We start from the raw sequence: 18,920 nt of genomic DNA on the forward strand, positions 1-18,920 counted from the left end.
GTGTCGGGGCGTCAGTCGCGGTGCAGGGTGCCGCGCAGGGTGATCCGGTCGGATCGGATGCGGATGTACTCGAGGTCGACGGGGCGGCCGCCCTCGAGGTGGGTGAGGCGCTCGTAGAGCAGGAGCGGCGAGCCGGTGGCGATCTCCAGGTTCGCGGCGGTGTGCGGATCGGCCGCCGCGGCGGTCAGGCAGTAGTCGCTGGTGCCGAGGCGATGACCCGTGACGGCCTCGATCAGCGGGAAGACGTCCTCGTTCTCGAGATCCTGTTCCAGCAGGAGATCACCGATGTCGGCCACGAGGTAGGTCAGGTCGAGGCTCACGGGCTCGTCGTTGAGGTACCGCAGCCGTTCGAGGTACACGGCCTCGGCGCCGCGGGGGACTCCGAGCTTCTCGGCGACGATCGGGGGCGGCACGAGCCGGGTGGCGGTCCGCACGCGATTGCGGACCTCGCCGTGCAGCGCGAGCGTCTCCCGCAGGCCGCGGAGGCTGTCGAGGCTGTGGTCGACGGTGCGGGCGATCACCTCGGTGCCGACGCGCGGTCCCCGGCGGATCCAGCCCTCGGCGCGCAGGATCGACAGGGCCTCGCGGACGGTGCCCCGGGAGACGGAGAACTGGTCGCCGAGGTCGTCCTCGCCGGGCAGGGTCCCGCGGTAGGTGCCGTCGTGGATCGCCTGGCGCAGGACGTCGGCGACGATGCGCGCGGAATCGGCGCGGATCGGGCGGTCGGTCGCTGGCATGCGGCAACGATAGGAACAGGTCGGCCGGGTCCGGCCGACGTCGGAAGGGTGCCTCGGCGAAGGACCGGCGTCGGCGCGGGATTCCGCCGGTCGGCCCGCGCTCGCGGGGGCTCCGAACTGGGACTTCCCGGCGGTGGGCCGCTATTGCGCCACCCGCCGGAGCGCGCCGCGGATTTGAATCTCGCTGATCGACTGGTTCGGCGTCCGGGCCCTCGTGGGCGCTCGGACGGTCGTCAGAGCTCCTTGGCGAACCAGTGCTGCGCGTACGGGTTGTCGTTGTACCGCTCGATCTCGCGGTAGCCGAGCTTCCGGTAGAGCGCGATCGCCTCGGTGAGGTTGCCGTTGGTGTCCAGTCGAAGGGCCCGCACGCCCGCGGCGCGGGCGCGGTCCTCGAGGTCGGCCATGAGCCGCCGGCCGAGACCGAGACCTCGTACCGAGGGCGCCGCCCAGACGCGTTTGACCTCGGCGAAGCCGTCGTCCTGGAAGGTGAGCGCGCCGCAGCCGACGGTCTCCTCGCGCAGCGTCGCCACCAGCAGCAGCCCCGCGGGCGGCGTGATCGCCGCGTCGCGGATCGCGCCGCCCACGCTCGGGTCGAAGCCGTCTCGCAGTCGGTCGCCGAGTTCGGCGTAGTACGCCCGGGACGCGAACCGCGCGGCGGGCGACTGCGCGTCCGCCTCCTCGACCCGCACCAGCGAGGCCACGAGCAGCCGCTCCACCTCCGCCATCGCCGTGACGAGCCGCCCGCGCTGCCCGTCCGAGAGCGGATCGAGCAGCGCGTGCGCGGCATCCTCCGACCTGGTTTCGAGCTCGGCGTACTCCGCGGCGCCCGCGGCGGTGACCCGCGCGGTCCGGACGCGGCCGTCACCGTCGTCCTTCCCGACGGTGACCAGCCCGTCCGCCTCGAGCGCGCGCAGGAGCCGGCTGAGGTAGCCCGAGTCGAGGTCGAGGCGGGTGCGAAGGTCCCGCACGTCGACCCCGCCGTCGGCGCGGCCGATCTCCCACAGCAGCCGCGCCTGCCCCAGCGGCCGGTCCCGCGCGAGGTAGCGGTCCTGCAGGACGCCCAGCCGCTGGGTGACCGCCCGGTTGAACCGCCGTACCTGCGCGACATCCTCCGTCATATCTCTGACCATAGTCAGAGATATGACCGCGGGGCAACGGTCGAGCGAGAACTGCGTACCGTGGTCGGCGTGCGCTACCAACCACTCGGACCCAGCGGCCTCATCGTCTCCACACTCGGCGTGGGCTGCAACGCCTTCGGTCGCCGAATCGACCAGCGCGCCACCGACGAGGTGGTCAACGCTGCCATCGACGCGGGCATCACCCTCTTCGACACCGCCGACAGCTACGGCTCCGGTGCGAGCGAGGAACTGCTCGGGCGGGCGCTCGGATCGCGCCGCGACCAGGTGGTCGTCGCGACGAAGTTCGGCATGGACACGCAGGGCCTTTACGGCGAGGACCACGGCGTCCGCGCGAGCCGCACCTACATCCACAAGGCGGTCGAGGGCAGCCTGCGCCGCCTCGGCACCGACTACATCGACCTGTATCAGCTGCACACGCCCGACCGGATCACGCCGCTGGAGGAGACGCTCGAGACCCTCGCCGATCTGGTGACGGCGGGCAAGGTCCGCTACATCGGCTGCTCGAACTTCACCGCCTGGGAGGTCGTCGGCGCCGACTGGCTCGCCGAGACCCTGGGGACGCCGCACTTCATCACCGCCCAGAACGAGTACTCGCTCTACAACCGCAGCGCCGAGACGGAACTCGTGCCGGCGCTCGAGAGCGTTGGGATGAGCCTGCTCCCGTACTTCCCCCTGGCTTACGGACTGCTCACCGGGAAGTACCGGCGCGACCAGGCTGCGCCCGAGGGCACGCGCCTCGCGCAGGAGACGCATCGGCTCGAGGGCGCCGACTTCGACGTCATCGAGGGCCTGCAGGCGTTCGCGGACGACCGCGGCGTCTCGCTCCTCGAGGTCGCGATCGGCGGACTCGCGGCGCAGCCCGCCGTCGGGTCGGTGATCTCCGGCGTCAGCCGCGCCGAGCAGATCGCCGCCAACGTCGCGGCCGTCGCATGGGAGCCCACCCTCGAGGACCTCGCCGCGATCGACGAGATCGTCTCCGCCCGCCCCACCGGGTACACCACCTTCGCGTTCTGACCCCGGAGGTTTCGGCCCGCACGTAGCCTGACGGGCATGTTCGTGAATCTGGGCGTACGCGACTTCCTCGACCGGGCCGAGGTCGTCTATCCCGATCGCATCGGGATGGTCGACGAGCCGGACCAGCCGGCCCCGTCGTGGGGAGAGAAGACCTACGCCGAGATGGCGGCCCTGGCTCGCGGGCAGGCCGCTCGGCTCGACGAGCTGGGCGTGCCCGTCGGCGGTCGCGTCGCGATCGTCTCCCAGAACGCCGCGCGCCTGCTGACCTCGTTCTACGGCGTCTCCGGCTGGGGCAGGATCCTGGTGCCCGTCAACTTCCGGCTCGCGCCCGCCGAGGTCGAGTACATCGTCGAGGACTCGGGCGCCGAGGTCCTGCTGCTCGATCCCGAGGTCGAGCACCTCGCCGAGACCGTACGGGCGAAGCACGTCTTCGTGCTCGGCCGCGACGACGAGAAGATCTTCGGCCCGGCGGGCGCACCGTCGGAGCCGCAGCCCTGGGCCGGCGACGAGACCGCGACCGCCACCATCAATTACACCTCCGGCACCACTGCCCAGCCCAAGGGCGTGCAGCTCACGCACCGCAACCTGTGGCTCAACGCGACGGTCTTCGGGTTGCACGTCGCGCTCACCGACAACGACGTGCTGCTGCACACCCTGCCGATGTTCCACGCCAACGGCTGGGGCATGCCATTCGCCGCGACCGGGGTGGGGATCAAGCACGTCGTGCTCCGCAAGGTCGACGGTGCCGAGATCCTCCGCCGCGTCCGGGATCAGGGCGTGACGATCATGTGCGCTGCGCCCGCCGTCGTCACCGCGGCGCTCGACGCCGCCGCGGAGTGGGACGGCCCGATCCCGGGCGCCGGGACCGTGCGCGTCATCTGCGCGGGCGCGCCGCCGCCGACGCGCGTGATCCACCGCGTGCGGTTCGAGTTGGGCTGGGAGTTCATCCAGATCTACGGCCTCACGGAGACCTCGCCGCTGATCACCGTGAACCGCGAGCGCGCCGAGTGGGCCGGCGACGACCCGATGGAGGTCGCCCGGCGGCTCGGTCGCGCCGGCGCACCCGCCCTCGGCGTGAAGCTGAAGATCGACGAGGACGGCGAGATCCTCACCCGCACCAATCACGCGCTCACCGCGTACTGGAACAAGCCGGCCGAGACCGCCGCGGCGCTCGAGGGCGACTGGTTCCACACCGGCGACCGGGGCACGTTCGAGGACGGCTACCTCACCATCGCCGACCGCAAGAAGGACGTGATCATCTCCGGCGGCGAGAACGTCACGTCGATCGAGGTCGAGGACGCGCTCGCGCTGCATCCAGCGGTGCGCGAGGTCGCGGTCATCGGTATCCCCGACGAGAAGTGGGGCGAGCTCGTCACGGCGATCGTCGTCGCGGACGGGGTGACCGCCGAGGAGCTCATCGCGCACACCCGCGAGCACCTCGCCGGCTACAAGTGCCCGAAGCGGATCGACTTCGTCGACGCGCTGCCGCGCACCGCGACCGGCAAGATCCAGAAGTTCGTGCTGCGGGCGCCCTTCTGGGACGCGCTCGAACGCAAGGTGAACTGACCGGTCGGCGGCCCGTTCAGGCGTGCCAGGCGGTCTCGCCGACGTTGTCGATCATCTGCTGCAGGGTGCGGATCGTGGTGATGTACTCCGCGTCCGTGACGCCCTCGCGGATGGTGGCGAGAGTGGCGCGGATGTCGGTCCACGTCTCCTCCCGGCGCCGTTGTCCCGCCGGGCTGACGGTGAGCGCGCCGTCCTGGTCGAGCAACAGGCCGGTGGCGACGAGGGCGAGGGTGTCCGGGCGCAGGGCGTCGTCGGTGTCGACGAAGCCGCGGTGGTACTCGACCACCTCGTCGACGGTCACCCCGTCCGGCCGGTCGGCGGCGTAGTTGAGCGTCCACCACTGCGGTTGGGTGAGGCCGTGACGTTCGAGGGTGGCGCGGATGTAGGTCACGACGGCGCGCCCCGCCATGCTTGCCCAGTAGCCGATCGGTTGTTCGAGGATGCGGTCGTCCGAGTAGGTCTCCATATCCGGCACGCTATTTCCTCAAGGTTGCTTGAGGTCAAGGGCTTTCCGGGGGTTCGTGCACATCGGCTCGGTGGGAGTGCGAGGATGGAGCATATAGAACATGTTCTACCGCCTGAGGAGGTCCGGTGTTCGAGTGGTCCGAGGAAGACCTGATGGTGCGCGACGCTCTCCGTGCGTTCATCGACAAGGAGGTGCGCCCGCACGTCGATGAACTCGAGACCGGCGCGCTCCCGCCGTACGACATCACCCGGAAGATGCTGCAGACCTTCGGCATCGACCAGGTCAACCGCGAGAACCTCGAGGCGGAATTGGCCGCGGAGGAGGCGGGGGACAAGCCCGAATCCGGCGGCTCGAGCACGCTCGGCTCGTCGATGTTCCTCATCCTCAACGTCGAGATGGCCGGGGTGAGCCTGGGGCTCATCGGCTCGATGGGCGTCTCGATGGGCCTGACGGTGTCCACCATCAAGTCGCGCGGCACCCTCGCGCAGAAGAAGCGCTGGCTCCCCGAGCTGGTCACGATGGAGAAGGTCGGTGCGTGGGCGATCACCGAGCCGGACAGCGGTTCGGACGCCCTCGGCGGCATGAAGACGACGGTGCGCCGCGACGGCTCCGGTGGTTACATCCTCAAGGGCCAGAAGACGTTCATCACCAACGGTCCGCACGCCGACACGATCGTGGTCTTCGCCAAGCTCGACGAGGGCGACGGGACGCCGCTGCGCGACCGCAAGGTGCTCACGTTCGTTCTCGACAAGGGCATGGAGGGGCTCACGCAGGGCAGGGCCTTCAAGAAGATGGGCATGATGAGCTCGCCCACCGGCGAGCTGTTCTTCGACGACGTGCGTCTCGGCCCGGACCGACTGCTGGGGGAGACCGAGGAGACGCCCGGCGGAGGCGGGGCATCCGCGAAGGCCGGATTCACCGCGGAGCGCATCGGCATCGCGGCTCTGAGTCTGGGCATCATCAACGAGGCGCAGCGGCTGTCGATCGAGTACGCGCGCTCGCGCACCCTGTGGGGCCAGGAGATCGGTAAGTTCCAGCTGATCCAGCTCAAGCTCGCCGAGATGGAGATCGCGCGGATCAACGTGCAGAACATGCTGTTCACCGCGATCGAGGCCTCCCGTGCGGGTAAGCCGCCGACGCTGGCGCAGGCCTCGGCGATGAAGCTGTACAGCTCGCGGGCGGCGACCGAGGTGGCGATGGAGGCCGTGCAGTTGTTCGGCGGCAACGGGTACATGGCGGAGTACCGCGTGGAGCAGCTCGCGCGCGATGCGAAGTCGTTGATGATCTACGCCGGCAGCAACGAGATCCAGGTGACGCACGTGGCGAAGGGGTTGTTGCGCGGCGAATGAGGCGTTGCGTGATCGATACGCGGCCTTAACGCGACAAGCGTTGCGCGCCTGAATCGTTCGGTTCGATACTCGAGTCGGGTCGCATCAGCGCCCTGTCGAGAAGGAACGCATCATGCTCGGATTAGCCCATCGTCTGCACGCCCGCTGGACCATGACGCCGCAGGAGCGGCACAACCTGCGCCTGGCGAGTTCGCCGCTCGCCGTGGTGTCGGCGTCCCTCGGTTGCCATCCCCGGACCCGGTGACGCTGCCGCAACGAGAACGGCCCGCGACTCGCGCGGGCGAGTAGCGGGCCGTTCTCGTGGATCAAGGCGTGATCAGGGCGATCAGGGGATGGTGATGACCTGGCCCACGTTGATCAGGTCCGGGTTCGCGATGCCGTTGAGCTGCGCGATCTCCGTGTAGCGGTTGCCGTCGCCCAGGTACTGCTCGGCGATGGCCCACAGAGTGTCGCCGGAGACGACGGTGTGGGTGCGCGGCGCGGGCGCGGCCGGGGCGGCCGGCGCCTCGGCGGCGACGGGCTCGGGCTCCGCGGCGCCGCGGGGCGGTGCGGGCTGGTCGGTGGCCGTGTTGGAGGCCCACTTGTCGGCGTCGCCGGCGTAGACGACGAGATTCCGGTCGTCCTGCAGGACGATGCGGTCGGCGCCGCTGCCGTCGGTCTGGGTGGACCAGACGCCCTCACCGGCGCCGTTGTAGAGCACGAAGTTGCCGTCGGTCTGGAAGTTGGCCCGCTCGACACCCTTGCCGTCGGTGCCGCTGGCCCACACCACGGTGCCGGCGCCCTCGGTGAGCACGAGGTTGCCATCGCTCTGCAGGGTCAGCGTGTAGCCGCCGTTGAGGGAGTCCAGGGTCTCCCCGAGGCCGAGCTGGTTACCTGCGCGAAGCACGTCGGTCATGTGTATCCCCTTAGTAGATGTACTCGAGTACATGCGGCGCGCGGGTGCGCGCCCGAGTAGACAATAGCGATCGCATCCGACATTTTGGCGAATGGGAATCATGGAGTCGGCAAAATCGTTGGAGGGGGTATGGCGACAGTTGAATTGACCGCAGACAAGTTCGATCAGACCGTGACCGGCAACGATATCGTGCTGGTCGACTTCTGGGCCTCGTGGTGCGGCCCCTGTCGCGCGTTCGCGCCGACGTTTGAGAAGGCATCCGAGACCCATCCCGATGTGGTTTTCGCGAAGGTGGACACCGAGGCCGAGCAGAGCCTCGCGGCCGCCGCGAACATCCGCTCCATCCCCACGCTCATGGTCTTCAAGAAGGGCAATCTCGTCTACAACGAGGCCGGTGCGCTCCCGCCCGCCGCGCTCGAGGACCTGATCGGCCAGGCCCGCGCGCTCGACATCGAGCAGGCGGACTTCAGCGGCGCCGGCGAGAGGCCGGCGGAGTAACGCCCCGCGCCAGGCGCCGGCGCAGCCCCCACGGCGCCGCCGCGAACGCCGCAGCCATCGCTGCGGCGGTCGCGGTCGTTCCGGACCAGCACGAGAGAAAGGCTCTCACGTGGCGGTCCGGCAGCCCGAAGAACACCTCGAAGAAGGCGCGCTGCTCGACCGGGGGCATCGTCAACAGTGCGCGCAGGCCGGCCAGCCGCAGCCGGTGGGCGGTCACCGCGTCCGTCGTCACCGGGTTCCGGCCCGCCGCCACCGCGGCCACCGCGGCGTCGGCGAAGGCCAGCGACCCGGCGATCGAGTAGCCCGTGGCCGGGTGCAGCGTCGTCCCGCGCGCGCCGATCCCGCACCAGCCGCGTCCCCGCCGCGGTCCGGGACTGGACAGCGGGAAGTCGACGCGTTCGTACAACGCGCCGGCCTCGATGTCGCGCGCCGCGAGGCGCGCCCGCAGCCGCACCTCCAACTCGTCGACGGCGACCGCCGGCGTTCCCGCCAGACAGGTCTCCTCCAGCAGCACCGCGTCGCCGGAGACCCGCACCGCGTAGAGGAACGAGGCCGGTGCGTGGTCGGGCACCCCGGGGGCCGGCCGCCAGTCCATCCAGAGCTCCTCGTGCGCGCCGGCCGGTAGCAGTACCCCTGCCGCGGTCTGCCGGGGGACATCGAGCGGCGCCGACGGTGCGGGCCCGCGCGCGTCGATCACGAACGCCGCGCCGTGACCCGCACGCGCGGCGCGCTCGGTGCGGACCTCGACGCCGTCGAGAGTCATCGCGTCCTGCAGGGCGTCCACGTCGAGCATCGCGTACTCCCGCCGCAGGTCGTGCCGGGTCCGCGCGATCACCTGCGGAGTCGACACCGCCGCGACCACATCGGCCGGAAGCCACTCCGGCAACTCGTCGGCCCACAGCCCGAAGGTGCGTCGCCAGCGCGCGTCCGGTGCGGGGTCGAAGGCCCGCACCACCATCCCCGCCGCGGCCGCGCGGTGCGCGACCGCGCGGCCCGCCGGGCCGAGCCCCAGCACCACCACGTCCGGCGCGGTCACAGCGCCGCCCCGAGCAGCGCGAGCTGTGTGCGGTTCGCGCAGTCCAACCGCGTCATGAGCGCCGAGACGTAGCCCTTGACCGTGGACTCGGCGAGGAAGAGGCGCGCCGCGATCTCCGCGTTCGAGGCGCCCGTCGCCAGCTCGCGGAGCACGTCGCGGTCCCGCTCGCCGAGCGCGTCGATCCTCGGGTCGCGCCGCGGCCGGTCGCCGGCGAGGTGCACGAGGCGGGCCAGCGCGTCGGGGGAGAGCAGCGAGCCGCCGGTCGCCGCGGTGCGCACCGCGGACGCCAGCAGCGCCGGCTCGGCGGTCTTCACCACGAAGCCCGCTGCGCCCGCGGCGAGCCCGTCGACCAGCACCGCATCGGTGTCCAGCGTCGTGATGAGGACGACCGCCACCGGCGGATCGAGGTCCCGCAGCGCGCGGGTCGCGACGATCCCGTCGACGCCCGGCATCCGCACATCGAGCAACGCGACGTCCGGGGCGTGCGCGATGGCCGCCTCGACCGCGGCCGCGCCGTCGCCGGCCATCGCCACCACGTCGAGTGCGGCCTCCGCCGAGAGCACGGATCGCAGGTACTCCCGCACGAGCGGGTCGTCGTCGGCGACCAGCACGCGCACCGCCGTCATCGGGCGGCCGCCGGGAACTCGGCCTGGAGCGTCCAGCCACCGTCGGGCGACGGGCCGTGACGGAGCGTGCCCCCGACGAGTGCGGTGCGGGCGGCGAGGCCCCGCAGCCCGGTGCCGCTACCGGTCGCCGCGAGCGCCGGGTCGGCGGCGCCGGACGAGTTGTGCACGCGCACGCCCCGGTCGGTGACCTCGACGTCGACCGCCGCACCCGCCGCATGCTTGCGGGCGTTCGCGAGACCCTCCTCGAGCACACGGGCCAGGCAGTCCGCGGTCGCGCGGGGGAGCGGCGCGGAGACGCCGCCGGCGAACTCCACGCGCTGTCCGGCGTCCCGCGCCCGGCCCACCGCCTCGGCGATCGTGCCGTCGATCTCACCGGAGGCGACGAGGCCGCCGGTCGTCAGCGGCACCGCCGGCGCCTCCGCGGTGCGCAGCCCGACCACCACGCGGCGCAGATCGGCGAGCGCGGCCTGCGCGTCCTCCTCGATGCCGGGCTGCCCGGCCGTGCGCGCGGCGAGCACGATCCGGGTCAACCGGGCGGTCGCCAGGTCGTGCAGCTGCGCCGCCAACGCGAGCCGTTCGTCGGCCCGGGCCTGCCGCGCCGCGAGCGCGCGCCGCTCGCGCTGAGCGGTCCGCAGCCGGACGCCGAGCCCGAAGGTCGTGCCGCCGAGCACGGGAGCGAGGGAGCCGAGGGCGCCCCACACGGAGTGCGACGACGCCGCGACCGCGACCGCGAACACCACGAACGGCGCGAAGGCGATGACGGCCTCGCGGCGGTCCCGCGCGGTCTGCGCGGCCGCCGAGGCGACGAGCGAGGAGGCGACCGCGACCCAGAACGCCGCGCCGGACGCCGTCGCCTCCGACCACGGGCCGAGGACGAGATAGCAGCCGACCGCCGCGACGAGCGGAGCTGCCGTCACCGGACGCAGCAGTCCGACCGCGGCGGAAGCAGCGACCATCGCCGCCGCGCCCAGCCACAGCCCGGCCCCCCGGAAGCCGGGGAACAGCACGAGTACCAGTGCGACGGTGCCCGCCGCCGACGCCACCAGCAGGCCCGCCTGAGCGGCGCGGGCGCGGGGGCCGGGTTCGGAGGGCATGCAGCCATCGTAGGGAGGGGCCCGACGCTGCCGGTACCTCCTTTCGTCGGTCGGTCCGCCGCCGAACGGCGCTACCGGGATCGCGCGCGACCGGGGACCGTCGACGTCATGACTACGCAGCTCACCGGCCCGGGCTTCCGTCCGGCCCCTGATACCGATGCGCTACCGCGGCCGGCGCGGGGGCCGCTCGCCCTCGTCGGCACCGTCGTCCTCGCGGTGATGCTGATCGGCAGCCGCAACTACGGCCACTTCTTCGACGAGGCGTACTTCATCGTCGCCGGACGCGACCACCCCGCCGCGGGCTACTTCGACCAGCCGCCGCTGGTCCCGATGCTGGCTGCGGCACTCGATCATCTTGCGCACGGGAGCCTCGTCGTCCTGCGGCTCCCGGCGACGCTGGCGGTCGTGGCGATCACCCTGCTGGCCGGGCTGATCGCCCGTGAACTCGGCGGGCGCGCGTGGGCGCAGGCCTTCGCCGCCGCGGCCGTCGCGATGTCGCTCGTGAGCTCCGTCGGGCACTGGCTCGTGACCTACTCGCTCGATCCGCTGTGGTGGACGATCATCCTGTACCTCCTGGTCCGGTGGGTCCGCACCCGCGACGACCGGCTGCTGCTCCTGGCGGGCGCCGTCACCGCGCTCTCGCTGCTCACCAAGTTCCTCGTGCCCGCGCTGTGGATCGCGGTGGCGATCGGCGCCCTGGCCTGTGGTCCGCGGCGGCTGGTCACGCGGCCGGCGCTGTGGGCCGGCGGCGCCATCGCGGTCGTCGCGATCACGCCGACGCTGTGGTGGCAGGCCGGACACGACTGGGCGTACACCCGGATGGGCGCCGTCGTCAGGGCGGAGTGGCCCGGCGGCGCAGAGTTCGCGCTCGTCGGTCTGTTCGGTGCGGGCCTGCTCATCGGGCTGCCGCTGCTGGTGACCGGCACCGCCGCGCTGCTGCGCTCGCGCGACCTCCGGCCGTACCGATTCCTCGGCGTCGCTCTGCTTCTGGTGGTGGCGGCGATCGTGCTCACGCACGGCCGCGCGTACTACCTGGCCTCGGTGTACCCGCTACCGATGGCCGCGGGCGCCGTCGTCGCCGAGCGGTGGCTGTCGCGCCGCGGGCGCCTGACGCACCGCATCCTGCGGGCAGTCGCTGTGATCGCGCTGCTCGGCTCGACCGCCAGCTGGATCGCCGGCTCCCCGGTGTGGTCACCCGGCACGGCGGAGCGGATCGGTGCGCCCCCGCTGCGGGCGCCCGCCAGCATGCTCGTCGACGGCGACACCCTCCTGCAGAAGCTGTCGGGGACGGTCGTCGCCGCCTACCGCACCCTGCCGCCCGCCGACCGCGACGGTGCCGTCATCGTCGCCGAGAGTTACCCCTTCGCCGCCGCCGTCGACTTCTTCGGGCGCGACGAGGGCCTGCCCCGCGCTTACAGCGGGCATCGCGCGTACTACTACTTCGGTCGCCCGCCGGACGACGCGCGGACCGTGCTGTGGATCGGCGAACCGTCGCCCGTGCTCGACCGGGCTTTCACGCACCGTCGGGCCGTGCCCGCGCCCGGCGACGACGCCGACCCGGTGGTCCAGCTCTACAGCGGTCGCACCGTCGCCTGGCCCGAGCTGTGGGAGCGGCTGCGCTCGCAGTGACGCACCGCGCGTGCGGTCAGTAGGGTGACGGGCGTGATCCTCGCGAGCATTCCGAGCCCCGCCCAGGGCGTCTGGCACCTCGGGCCCGTCCCGATCCGCGCGTACGCGCTGTGCATCATCGTCGGCATCGTCGTCGCCTGCTGGTGGGGCGACCGCCGCTGGGTGGCCCGCGGCGGCAAGCCCGGCCAGGTCCTCGACGTGGCGGTCTGGGCCGTGCCGTTCGGCCTCATCGGCGGCCGGCTCTACCACGTGCTGACCGACTTCAGCACCTACTTCGGCCCCAACGGCCGCGGCCTCGGTGCCGTCTTCCGCATCTGGGACGGCGGCCTCGGCATCTGGGGCGCGGTCGCCCTCGGCGGTGTCGGCGCCGCGATCGGCTGCCGGAAGATGGGCATCAAGCTCGGCCCCTTCGCCGACGCCATCGCGCCCGCGATCATCGTCGCCCAGGCCATCGGCCGGCTCGGCAACTGGTTCAATCAGGAGCTCTACGGTGCGCCGACGACGCTGCCCTGGGGGCTCGAGATCTTCGAGCGGGCCAACGACGTCGGCCAGCGCGGCCCCGATGTGCTCGACGGGCGCAGCACCGGCGTCGTGCTCGCCGTCGTGCAGCCCACGTTCCTGTACGAGCTGATCTGGAACCTACTGGTCGCGGCCTTCCTCGTGACCGTCGACCGCCGCTTCCGCATCGGCCACGGCCGACTCTTCGCCCTGTACGTCGCCGGCTACTGCCTCGGCCGGTTCTTCATCGAGATCATGCGCGACGACCACGCGACACTGATCTTCGGCGTCCGGATCAACGTCTTCACCGCAGCGCTCGTGTTCGCCGGCGCCGTCGCGTACTTCGTCCTCGCCCCCAAGGGCCGCGAGGACTCGGTGTTCGTGGACGAGCCGGCGGCGCCATCGCCGGCCGCACCCGCGGAGGACGGCGTGGACGCCGCCCCCACGGAGGACGGCGCCACGGCGGCCGATGGCCCCGCAGCCCTCGACGACGAGGGCGAGGACCCCGGCGAGGGGGCTGATGTTCGCCCGCTGGAAACCCGCGGGTTAGCGGGAGACTCCACAGAGCGGAATAAGGAGGACTAACGTGGACGCCGTGACTCGTCGAACCAAGATCGTCTGCACCCTGGGCCCCGCCGTCGGAACCGATGAGAAGGTCCTCGCCCTCGTCGAGGAGGGCATGGATGTTGCGCGCCTGAATTTCAGCCATGGCGAACACGCCGACCATGCGGTGAACTACAACCGCGTGCGCGCCGCGTCGGATAGGACCGGCCGGGCTGTCGGGATCCTCGCTGATCTGCAGGGCCCGAAGATCCGGCTGGGTCGGTTCGCCGGCGACGGCCGGACCGTGTGGGAGACGGGTGAGACGGTGCGGATCACCGTCGAGGATGTGGTCGGTACGCATGATCGGGTGTCGACCACGTACAAGGAGTTGGCGCAGGACGCGCGTCCGGGTGATCGGTTGTTGGTCGATGACGGGAAGGTCGGCCTGAAGGTCGTCTCTGTCGACGGCAATGATGTGGTGTGTGAGGTCACTGAGGGTGGCCCCGTTTCCAACAACAAGGGTGTGTCCCTGCCGGGGATGAACGTGTCGGTGCCGGCGCTCAGTGAGAAGGACATCGAGGATCTGGAGTTCGCGCTCGGGTTGGGTGTGGATTTCATTGCGCTGTCGTTCGTGCGGTCGCCGGCGGATATCGAGCGGGTGCATGCGGTGATGGACCGGGTGGGTCGGCGGATTCCGGTGATCGCGAAGTTGGAGAAGCCGGAGGCGATCGAGAATCTGGAGGCCGTGATTCTGGCGTTCGATGCGGTGATGGTCGCGCGTGGTGATCTGGGCGTGGAGTTGCCGCTGGAGGAGGTGCCGCTGGTGCAGAAGCGTGCGATTCAGATCGCGCGGGAGAACGCCAAGCCGGTGATCGTGGCGACGCAGATGTTGGAGTCGATGATCGAGAACAGCCGTCCCACGCGGGCGGAGGCCTCGGATGTGGCGAATGCGGTGCTCGACGGTGCGGACGCGGTGATGCTCTCGGGTGAGGTGTCGGTGGGCAAGTATCCGATCGAGACGGTGCGCACGATGGGCAAGATCGTGCAGGCCGTCGAGGACGGCGGACCGTCGGTGCCGCCGCTCAACCACGTGCCGCGCACCAAGCGCGGCATCATCTCCTACGCCGCCCGCGATATCGGGGAGCGGCTCAACGCCAAGGCCCTCGTCGCGTTCACCCAGTCCGGTGACACGGTGCGCCGGCTGGCGCGCCTGCACACGCGGCTGCCGCTGCTGGCGTTCACGCCGCTGCCCGAGGTCCGCAGCCAGCTCGCCCTGTCCTGGGGTACGGAGACCTTCCTCGTCGACGGTGCCGACAGCACCGACGCCATGATCCGGCAGGTGGACCACTCGCTCGAGGGCATCGGCCGCTACTCCAAGGGCGATCAGGTCGTGATCGTCGCCGGCGCGCCCCCCGGCACGATCGGCTCGACCAACCTCATCCAGGTGCACCGCATCGGCGAAGACGATCACTGACGGCGAACCGTCGAACCGGCTAGCAGTACTCTCGTCCTCATGACGGAGACACTCACCGATTTCGACGAGTTCCTCGGCACCCTGGATCTCGCGGAGGCGGGGGAGGACCGCTACCTCGGTCGGCACCCCGCCAAGACCGCGTCCCGCACGTTCGGCGGCCAGATCCTCTCGCAGGCGATCGTCGCCTCGGGCAACACGGTTCCGGGTGCCCGGGATTCGCTGTTCCTGCACGCCGCGCACACGCACTTCATCAACGGCGGGGAGACGAACGCCGATCTCGAGTTCGTGGTGCGGCGCCTGCGGGACACCCGGAACGTCGCGAACCGCCTCGTGTCCGTGGAGCAGGGCGGTACCGTGCTCGCCCTGATGCAGCTCGCGTACCAGACCGACGGCCGGAACCCCCTGGTGCACAGCGATCCTGCGCCCGACGTGCCGGGCCCCGAGGACCTGCCGAACATCCAGGACACCCTCGCCGGGTACGAGGACGTGGTCACGATGTTCGTCGACGCGCCCCAGCCGATGGACATGCGCTTCACCAACGATCCGGCGTGGATCGCCAAGGGCAAGGGACTGATCCAGGAGGACAACAACGTCTGGATCCGCACCGCCGGGCCTCTCCCGGAGGACCAGGTGATCCACGACGCGGCGCTCGCCTACGCGTCGGACACCACAATCCTCGACTCGATCATCACCCGGCACGGCCTGTCGTGGGGATTCGACCGCATCATGGCCGTGACCCTCAACCAGTCCCTGTGGTTCCACCGCCGCGTCCGATTCGATCAGTACAACCTGTATTCGTCGCATTCGACGGTGGCCGACGGCGGTCGCGGTATGTCGAACGGGCAATTCTTCGATTCGGAGGGCATTCTGGTAGCAAGCACAACCCAGGAGGGTGTGCTCAAGTACTTCCCGTCGAAGGGGGCGAAGTGACCAGCCAGGACACGCAGCAGCGTCCGATCCCGAACGTGCCCGAGGGCACGCCCGGCCGCGATTGGCGTGCCGACCTGCCCGCAGCGCTCCCGCAGGGCGCGCAGCAGCCGTGGCGTCGACACGGCCCGGGCTCGCGCACCTGGGTCGCGATCCTCACGGCGATCGTCCTCGTGGTGATGGCGATCGCCGGCATCTTCGCCCTGTCCTTCGGGTTCGCCACCACCGCCTTCGAGCGCCAGGGCGCCGTTGTGCTGACTCCGTCCGAGTACGCCGCGACCTCCACGTCGTGTTCGGGCGCCCGCAACGCCGCGGGGGTCAAGGAGGACGCGCGGATCGAGTTCGTGAACGGCTCCGACACCTTCGGTGCGTCCCTCGGCAAGGGAGTGCTGCGCTCCGGCCGTTGCGTCTTCCCGTTCACGCTGTCGTCCGTGCACGCGGACCCCGACGTGAACTACGCGGTGACGGTGGGTGACAGCCCGGCCACCCCGGTGTCGGGGAGCGAGCTCGCCTCGACCTCGGGCACCCTCATGGTGTACCTCGCGGACTAGCCGTCTCCGTGACCGCACTCGGAACCGGGACCACCACCCGGCGGGACTGGCAGCCCGTCGTGACCTACTCGCTGATCGCCGTCAACGTGATCGTCTTCGCGTTCAGCGCGAAGCAGACCGGCAGCATCGAGAACAACATGGCCTCGTACGAGGTCGCGAGGTTCGCACTGTCCGAACCCGCCACCGCGAACGGCTGGTGGTGGACGGCGGTCACCTCGGGCTTCCTTCACTTCGGGCCGATCCACCTGCTGGTCAACATGTTCTCGCTGTACGTCTTCGGCCGCAACGTCGAGCAGGCGCTCGGCCGGGCGCGGTTCGGTGCGATCTACGCGCTGTCGCTGCTCGGTGGCAGCGCCGCCGTGCTCTGGTTCGGGCTCGAGAGGACGATCACCGTCGGTGCGTCCGGCGCGATCTTCGGCCTGATCGGTGCTGCGCTGGTGCTCTTCCTGAAATTCCGGCTGAATCCCACGTCGCTGCTCCTGATCATCGGGGTCAACGTCGTCGCCTCGTTCACGTTCTCCAGCATCTCGTGGCTCGGCCACCTCGGCGGCTTCATCCTGGGCACCCTGGTCGCCGCGGGCTTCGTCTACGTGCCGGAGTTGCTGCCCCGCGACAGGCGCACCCGGCAGCAGGTCGAGGGACTCGGCTGGGCGTGTGCCGGCGTCCTGGCCGCCGTCGTCGTCGCGGCGATCGCGATCCGCTTCGGCACCTACCCGGGTGCGCAGGTGTACTCCGTGCGGTAGCCCTCAGCACGGTGATCCGGCCTGGGGAAGGCCTCCGAACGGCGGGGCGTCAGTGGCCCCGGTTCATCTCCCGGAGCCGGGCGTTGTAGGCGGCGAGTGCCGCCTCGTCGTCGTCCACGTCGACGTCCGCCCCGTCCTCGCCCATGAGCTGTCCACGGCGGGCGGAGTCGAGCCAGGAGCCCATGCCCCCGCCGCGTTTGCCGGTGGCCTCCGCGGTGATCCACTGGAACGCCACCACGAGCAGCAGGATCATCATGAGGCCGTCGCCGCCGAACCACATGATGGCGCCGGCCGCCGACTGGTCCTCGAGCCCGGTGGGGCCCCAGCCCAGTCGCGACGCGGCGTACCCGGGCGCCAGCTCCGTGGTGGTCATCATCAGCGTGACGCCCACCAGGGTGTCCGGGCCCATCGCCAGCAGGAACGAGGCGAAGCGCAGCGGGTGCGACAGTTTGGTGGGGCCGCACAGCTCGTTGCCGATGAGCGGGAGCATGAAGATCCAGCCGACCACGAAGTAGCCGGTGTACTCGAGCTGCTTGAGCCACGGATTGTCGAGGGCGAGATCCTGGAAGCCGGTGAGGTGGGTACTGATCAGCGCGAACGCGTACAGCGGCAGGCCGACGACCGGGCTGGTGATCAGGCGGACCACCCGGTTGCCCAGCACAGCGCGCACGCGGCGGTCGCCCGTCTCACCGGTCGCCGTCGCGAGCAGCCGGATCGGTTCCGCGAGCACGAGGAACATCGGCACCACCGTGATGAGCACGAGGTGCACCACCATGTGCGCCCAGAACAGGTGCTTGGCGAGCTCCGCCATCACGGTGTTGACCGAGAACACCAGGAGCGCCATGGCTACGAACCACGAGAGAAGACGCGAGATGGGCCACGCGACTCCGGCGCGCCGCGCGCGGATCGTGCCGTACACGTAGAGGATGGAGGCGACGACCATGAGCCCCGTCACCACAGGGGTGAAAACCCAGGTATGGAGCACATCCGGCGACGTGGTCGCCACAGCTGAGGGATACATCGATGCCCGTTGTACCACCCCTGGCAAACTAATCCAACCGGCGTGTAACAAACCACGGCCGACGGTCGATGTACGGTCGAACGCCCCTATCAGCCGCCTGGGTACCCGCCCCGGGCTAGAACTCACGGAGTAGAGATGCCGAAGGTCCCCGAGCCCACGCCTCAAGAGGTCCGCGACTTCCTCAGCCCGATCTCGCACTGGTCGCACTTGAAGGCCAACGCGGAGGAGCAGTACCGCAAGACGATTCTCGCGGCCTACGCCGCGCGGATCCCGATCGTGCACATCGCGCGCTACACGGGCACCTCGCCCCAGGCCGTGAAGAAGGTCATCGATCGGCAGAACGACAAGGCCACGGGCGAGGCGCCGGCGTTCCAGAACATGCCGCGCACCGGGTACTACCGGGGCCAGCAGCTGCCGCCGTCGCGGTCCGTCCGCGCGGTCTGATCGACCGCTAGGGCGCTCCCGCCGTGTCGGTGGGGGTGCCCAGGGTGTCGATCACCAGGTGTGCCACGGTGCGCATGTCGGTCCGGCGGTCCATCGCGGTCCGCTGGATCCACCGGAACGCCTCCGGTTCCGAGACGCCGTGCGCCTGCATGAGGATGCTCTTCGCCCGGTCCACGAGCTTGCGGGTCTCGAGTTGGCCGGCAAGTGTGGTGACCTCCTTCTCCAGCGCCTTGAGCTCGGCGAATCGGCTGATCGCGATCTCGATGGCGGGGACCAGGTCGGCCTTGGTGAACGGTTTGACGAGGTAGGCCATCGCGCCGGCCTCGCGGGCCTTCTCGACGAACTCGCGTTGACCGAAGGCGGTGAGCATCACGACGGGGGCGATCCGCTCGCGTGCGATGTCCTGTGCGGCGTCGAGGCCGGTGCGAACCGGCATCTTCACATCCATGATCACCAGGTCGGGCTGGAGTTCGCGGGCCTTCTCCAGGGCCACTTGGCCGTTCTCGGCCTCGCCGACCACGTCGTAGCCCTCCTCCCGCAGCATCTCGGTGAGGTCCATGCGGATGATCGCCTCGTCCTCGGCGACGAGGACGCGGTGCGGGGTGGGCTCGGTGTCTTTCATCAGGGGGTACGTTACCGGGCGGTCGGGATCGGGCCCGCTGCGCGCGGT

General features: G+C 70.7%; 21 protein-coding genes. 12 read left to right on the forward strand and 9 right to left on the reverse strand.

Annotation, left to right across the window (positions count from 1 at the left end):
• Nucleotides 1–11: 11 nt before the first annotated feature.
• Together ELY19_RS17425 and ELY19_RS17430 are read right to left on the reverse strand one after the other, a co-directional pair.
• Nucleotides 12–737, reverse strand: a complete 726-nt coding sequence (locus ELY19_RS17425) for a GntR family transcriptional regulator (protein WP_126197360.1) — start codon at nt 735–737, stop codon at nt 12–14.
• 233 nt (nt 738–970) lie between these two features.
• Nucleotides 971–1,855: a bifunctional helix-turn-helix transcriptional regulator/GNAT family N-acetyltransferase gene (locus tag ELY19_RS17430; RefSeq protein ID WP_126197361.1), complete on the reverse strand. Its 885-nt coding sequence runs from the start codon at nt 1,853–1,855 to the stop codon at nt 971–973.
• A gap of 69 nt (nt 1,856–1,924) precedes the next feature.
• On the opposite strand from ELY19_RS17430, the gene ELY19_RS17435 reads away from it, so the two are divergent.
• A complete protein-coding gene (locus tag ELY19_RS17435) occupies nt 1,925–2,890 on the forward strand; it encodes an aldo/keto reductase (protein WP_102103323.1) in 966 nt (321 codons plus the stop codon).
• A 36-nt stretch (nt 2,891–2,926) separates the two neighbouring features.
• Nucleotides 2,927–4,456 (forward strand): AMP-binding protein, encoded by a 1,530-nt coding sequence (locus ELY19_RS17440; protein WP_126197362.1) that lies wholly within the window; start codon nt 2,927–2,929, stop codon nt 4,454–4,456.
• A 16-nt stretch (nt 4,457–4,472) separates the two neighbouring features.
• On the opposite strand, the gene ELY19_RS17445 is transcribed toward ELY19_RS17440, so the two are convergent.
• A complete protein-coding gene (locus ELY19_RS17445) occupies nt 4,473–4,922 on the reverse strand; it encodes a winged helix DNA-binding protein (RefSeq protein WP_126197363.1) in 450 nt (149 codons plus the stop codon).
• 125 nt (nt 4,923–5,047) lie between these two features.
• Between ELY19_RS17445 and ELY19_RS17450 the strand changes: the two genes are divergently transcribed.
• Both ELY19_RS17450 and ELY19_RS24005 read left to right on the forward strand, forming a co-directional pair.
• Nucleotides 5,048–6,271, forward strand: a complete 1,224-nt coding sequence (locus ELY19_RS17450) for an acyl-CoA dehydrogenase family protein (protein ID WP_126197364.1) — start codon at nt 5,048–5,050, stop codon at nt 6,269–6,271.
• 112 nt (nt 6,272–6,383) lie between these two features.
• Nucleotides 6,384–6,515, forward strand: a complete 132-nt coding sequence (locus tag ELY19_RS24005) for a hypothetical protein (RefSeq protein ID WP_265582795.1) — start codon at nt 6,384–6,386, stop codon at nt 6,513–6,515.
• A gap of 81 nt (nt 6,516–6,596) precedes the next feature.
• Here the strand turns inward: ELY19_RS24005 and ELY19_RS17455 are convergent, their stop codons facing one another.
• Nucleotides 6,597–7,166 carry a LysM peptidoglycan-binding domain-containing protein gene (locus ELY19_RS17455; RefSeq protein WP_126197365.1) on the reverse strand — a complete coding sequence of 190 codons (570 nt, stop codon included), beginning with the start codon at nt 7,164–7,166 and terminating at the stop codon, nt 6,597–6,599.
• Between the two features lie 129 nt (nt 7,167–7,295).
• Here ELY19_RS17455 and trxA point away from each other — a divergent pair, with 129 nt between their 5' ends.
• A complete protein-coding gene (trxA, locus tag ELY19_RS17460) occupies nt 7,296–7,664 on the forward strand; it encodes a thioredoxin (protein WP_126197366.1) in 369 nt (122 codons plus the stop codon).
• On the opposite strand, the gene ELY19_RS17465 is transcribed toward trxA, so the two are convergent.
• Genes ELY19_RS17465 through ELY19_RS17475 form a run of 3 tightly spaced genes read right to left on the reverse strand, consistent with a single transcriptional unit; the run spans nt 7,633 to nt 10,420 of the window.
• On the reverse strand, nt 7,633–8,700 hold the full coding sequence (locus ELY19_RS17465; protein ID WP_164711636.1) for a lycopene cyclase family protein: 1,068 nt from the start codon (nt 8,698–8,700) through the stop codon (nt 7,633–7,635). The two genes, trxA and ELY19_RS17465, sit on opposite strands and share 32 nt — an antisense overlap.
• Nucleotides 8,697–9,326 (reverse strand): response regulator, encoded by a 630-nt coding sequence (locus ELY19_RS17470; protein ID WP_126197367.1) that lies wholly within the window; start codon nt 9,324–9,326, stop codon nt 8,697–8,699. The genes ELY19_RS17465 and ELY19_RS17470 overlap by 4 nt, the downstream gene beginning before the upstream one ends.
• Nucleotides 9,323–10,420, reverse strand: coding sequence for a sensor histidine kinase (locus ELY19_RS17475; RefSeq protein WP_126197368.1), 1,098 nt, complete (start codon nt 10,418–10,420; stop codon nt 9,323–9,325). The genes ELY19_RS17470 and ELY19_RS17475 overlap by 4 nt, the downstream gene beginning before the upstream one ends.
• A 108-nt stretch (nt 10,421–10,528) precedes the next feature.
• On the opposite strand from ELY19_RS17475, the gene ELY19_RS17480 reads away from it, so the two are divergent.
• The 6 genes from ELY19_RS17480 to ELY19_RS17505 are packed head-to-tail and all read left to right on the forward strand — an operon-like array spanning nt 10,529 to nt 16,785.
• A complete protein-coding gene (locus ELY19_RS17480; RefSeq protein ID WP_126197369.1) occupies nt 10,529–12,049 on the forward strand; it encodes an ArnT family glycosyltransferase in 1,521 nt (506 codons plus the stop codon).
• 33 nt (nt 12,050–12,082) lie between these two features.
• Entirely contained in the window at nt 12,083–13,132 is a 1,050-nt protein-coding gene (gene lgt / locus ELY19_RS17485; RefSeq protein ID WP_227966919.1) for a prolipoprotein diacylglyceryl transferase, read from the forward strand.
• A gap of 10 nt (nt 13,133–13,142) precedes the next feature.
• Nucleotides 13,143–14,564, forward strand: coding sequence for a pyruvate kinase (pyk, locus tag ELY19_RS17490; RefSeq protein ID WP_126197370.1), 1,422 nt, complete (start codon nt 13,143–13,145; stop codon nt 14,562–14,564).
• Nucleotides 14,565–14,603: 39 nt separating this feature from the next.
• Nucleotides 14,604–15,494 carry an acyl-CoA thioesterase gene (locus ELY19_RS17495; protein WP_126197371.1) on the forward strand — a complete coding sequence of 297 codons (891 nt, stop codon included), beginning with the start codon at nt 14,604–14,606 and terminating at the stop codon, nt 15,492–15,494.
• The gene (locus ELY19_RS17500) at nt 15,491–16,042 is read left to right on the forward strand and encodes a hypothetical protein (protein WP_126197372.1); all 552 of its coding nucleotides are present in this window, start codon (nt 15,491–15,493) and stop codon (nt 16,040–16,042) included. The genes ELY19_RS17495 and ELY19_RS17500 overlap by 4 nt, the downstream gene beginning before the upstream one ends.
• 8 nt (nt 16,043–16,050) lie before the next feature.
• A complete protein-coding gene (locus ELY19_RS17505) occupies nt 16,051–16,785 on the forward strand; it encodes a rhomboid family intramembrane serine protease (protein ID WP_126197373.1) in 735 nt (244 codons plus the stop codon).
• Between the two features lie 49 nt (nt 16,786–16,834).
• On the opposite strand, the gene ELY19_RS17510 is transcribed toward ELY19_RS17505, so the two are convergent.
• Nucleotides 16,835–17,791, reverse strand: coding sequence for a cytochrome c oxidase assembly protein (locus ELY19_RS17510; RefSeq protein ID WP_164711637.1), 957 nt, complete (start codon nt 17,789–17,791; stop codon nt 16,835–16,837).
• 150 nt (nt 17,792–17,941) lie between these two features.
• Between ELY19_RS17510 and ELY19_RS17515 the strand changes: the two genes are divergently transcribed.
• Nucleotides 17,942–18,250 carry a hypothetical protein gene (locus ELY19_RS17515; RefSeq protein WP_126197375.1) on the forward strand — a complete coding sequence of 103 codons (309 nt, stop codon included), beginning with the start codon at nt 17,942–17,944 and terminating at the stop codon, nt 18,248–18,250.
• 7 nt (nt 18,251–18,257) lie between these two features.
• Here ELY19_RS17515 and ELY19_RS17520 read toward each other — a convergent pair whose 3' ends face one another.
• Nucleotides 18,258–18,872, reverse strand: coding sequence for an ANTAR domain-containing response regulator (locus ELY19_RS17520; protein WP_126197376.1), 615 nt, complete (start codon nt 18,870–18,872; stop codon nt 18,258–18,260).
• Between the last annotated feature and the right edge of the window lie 48 nt (nt 18,873–18,920).

The sequence above is a fragment of the Tsukamurella paurometabola genome, from assembly GCF_900631615.1.
GTDB classification, from domain to species: domain Bacteria; phylum Actinomycetota; class Actinomycetes; order Mycobacteriales; family Mycobacteriaceae; genus Tsukamurella; species Tsukamurella paurometabola_A.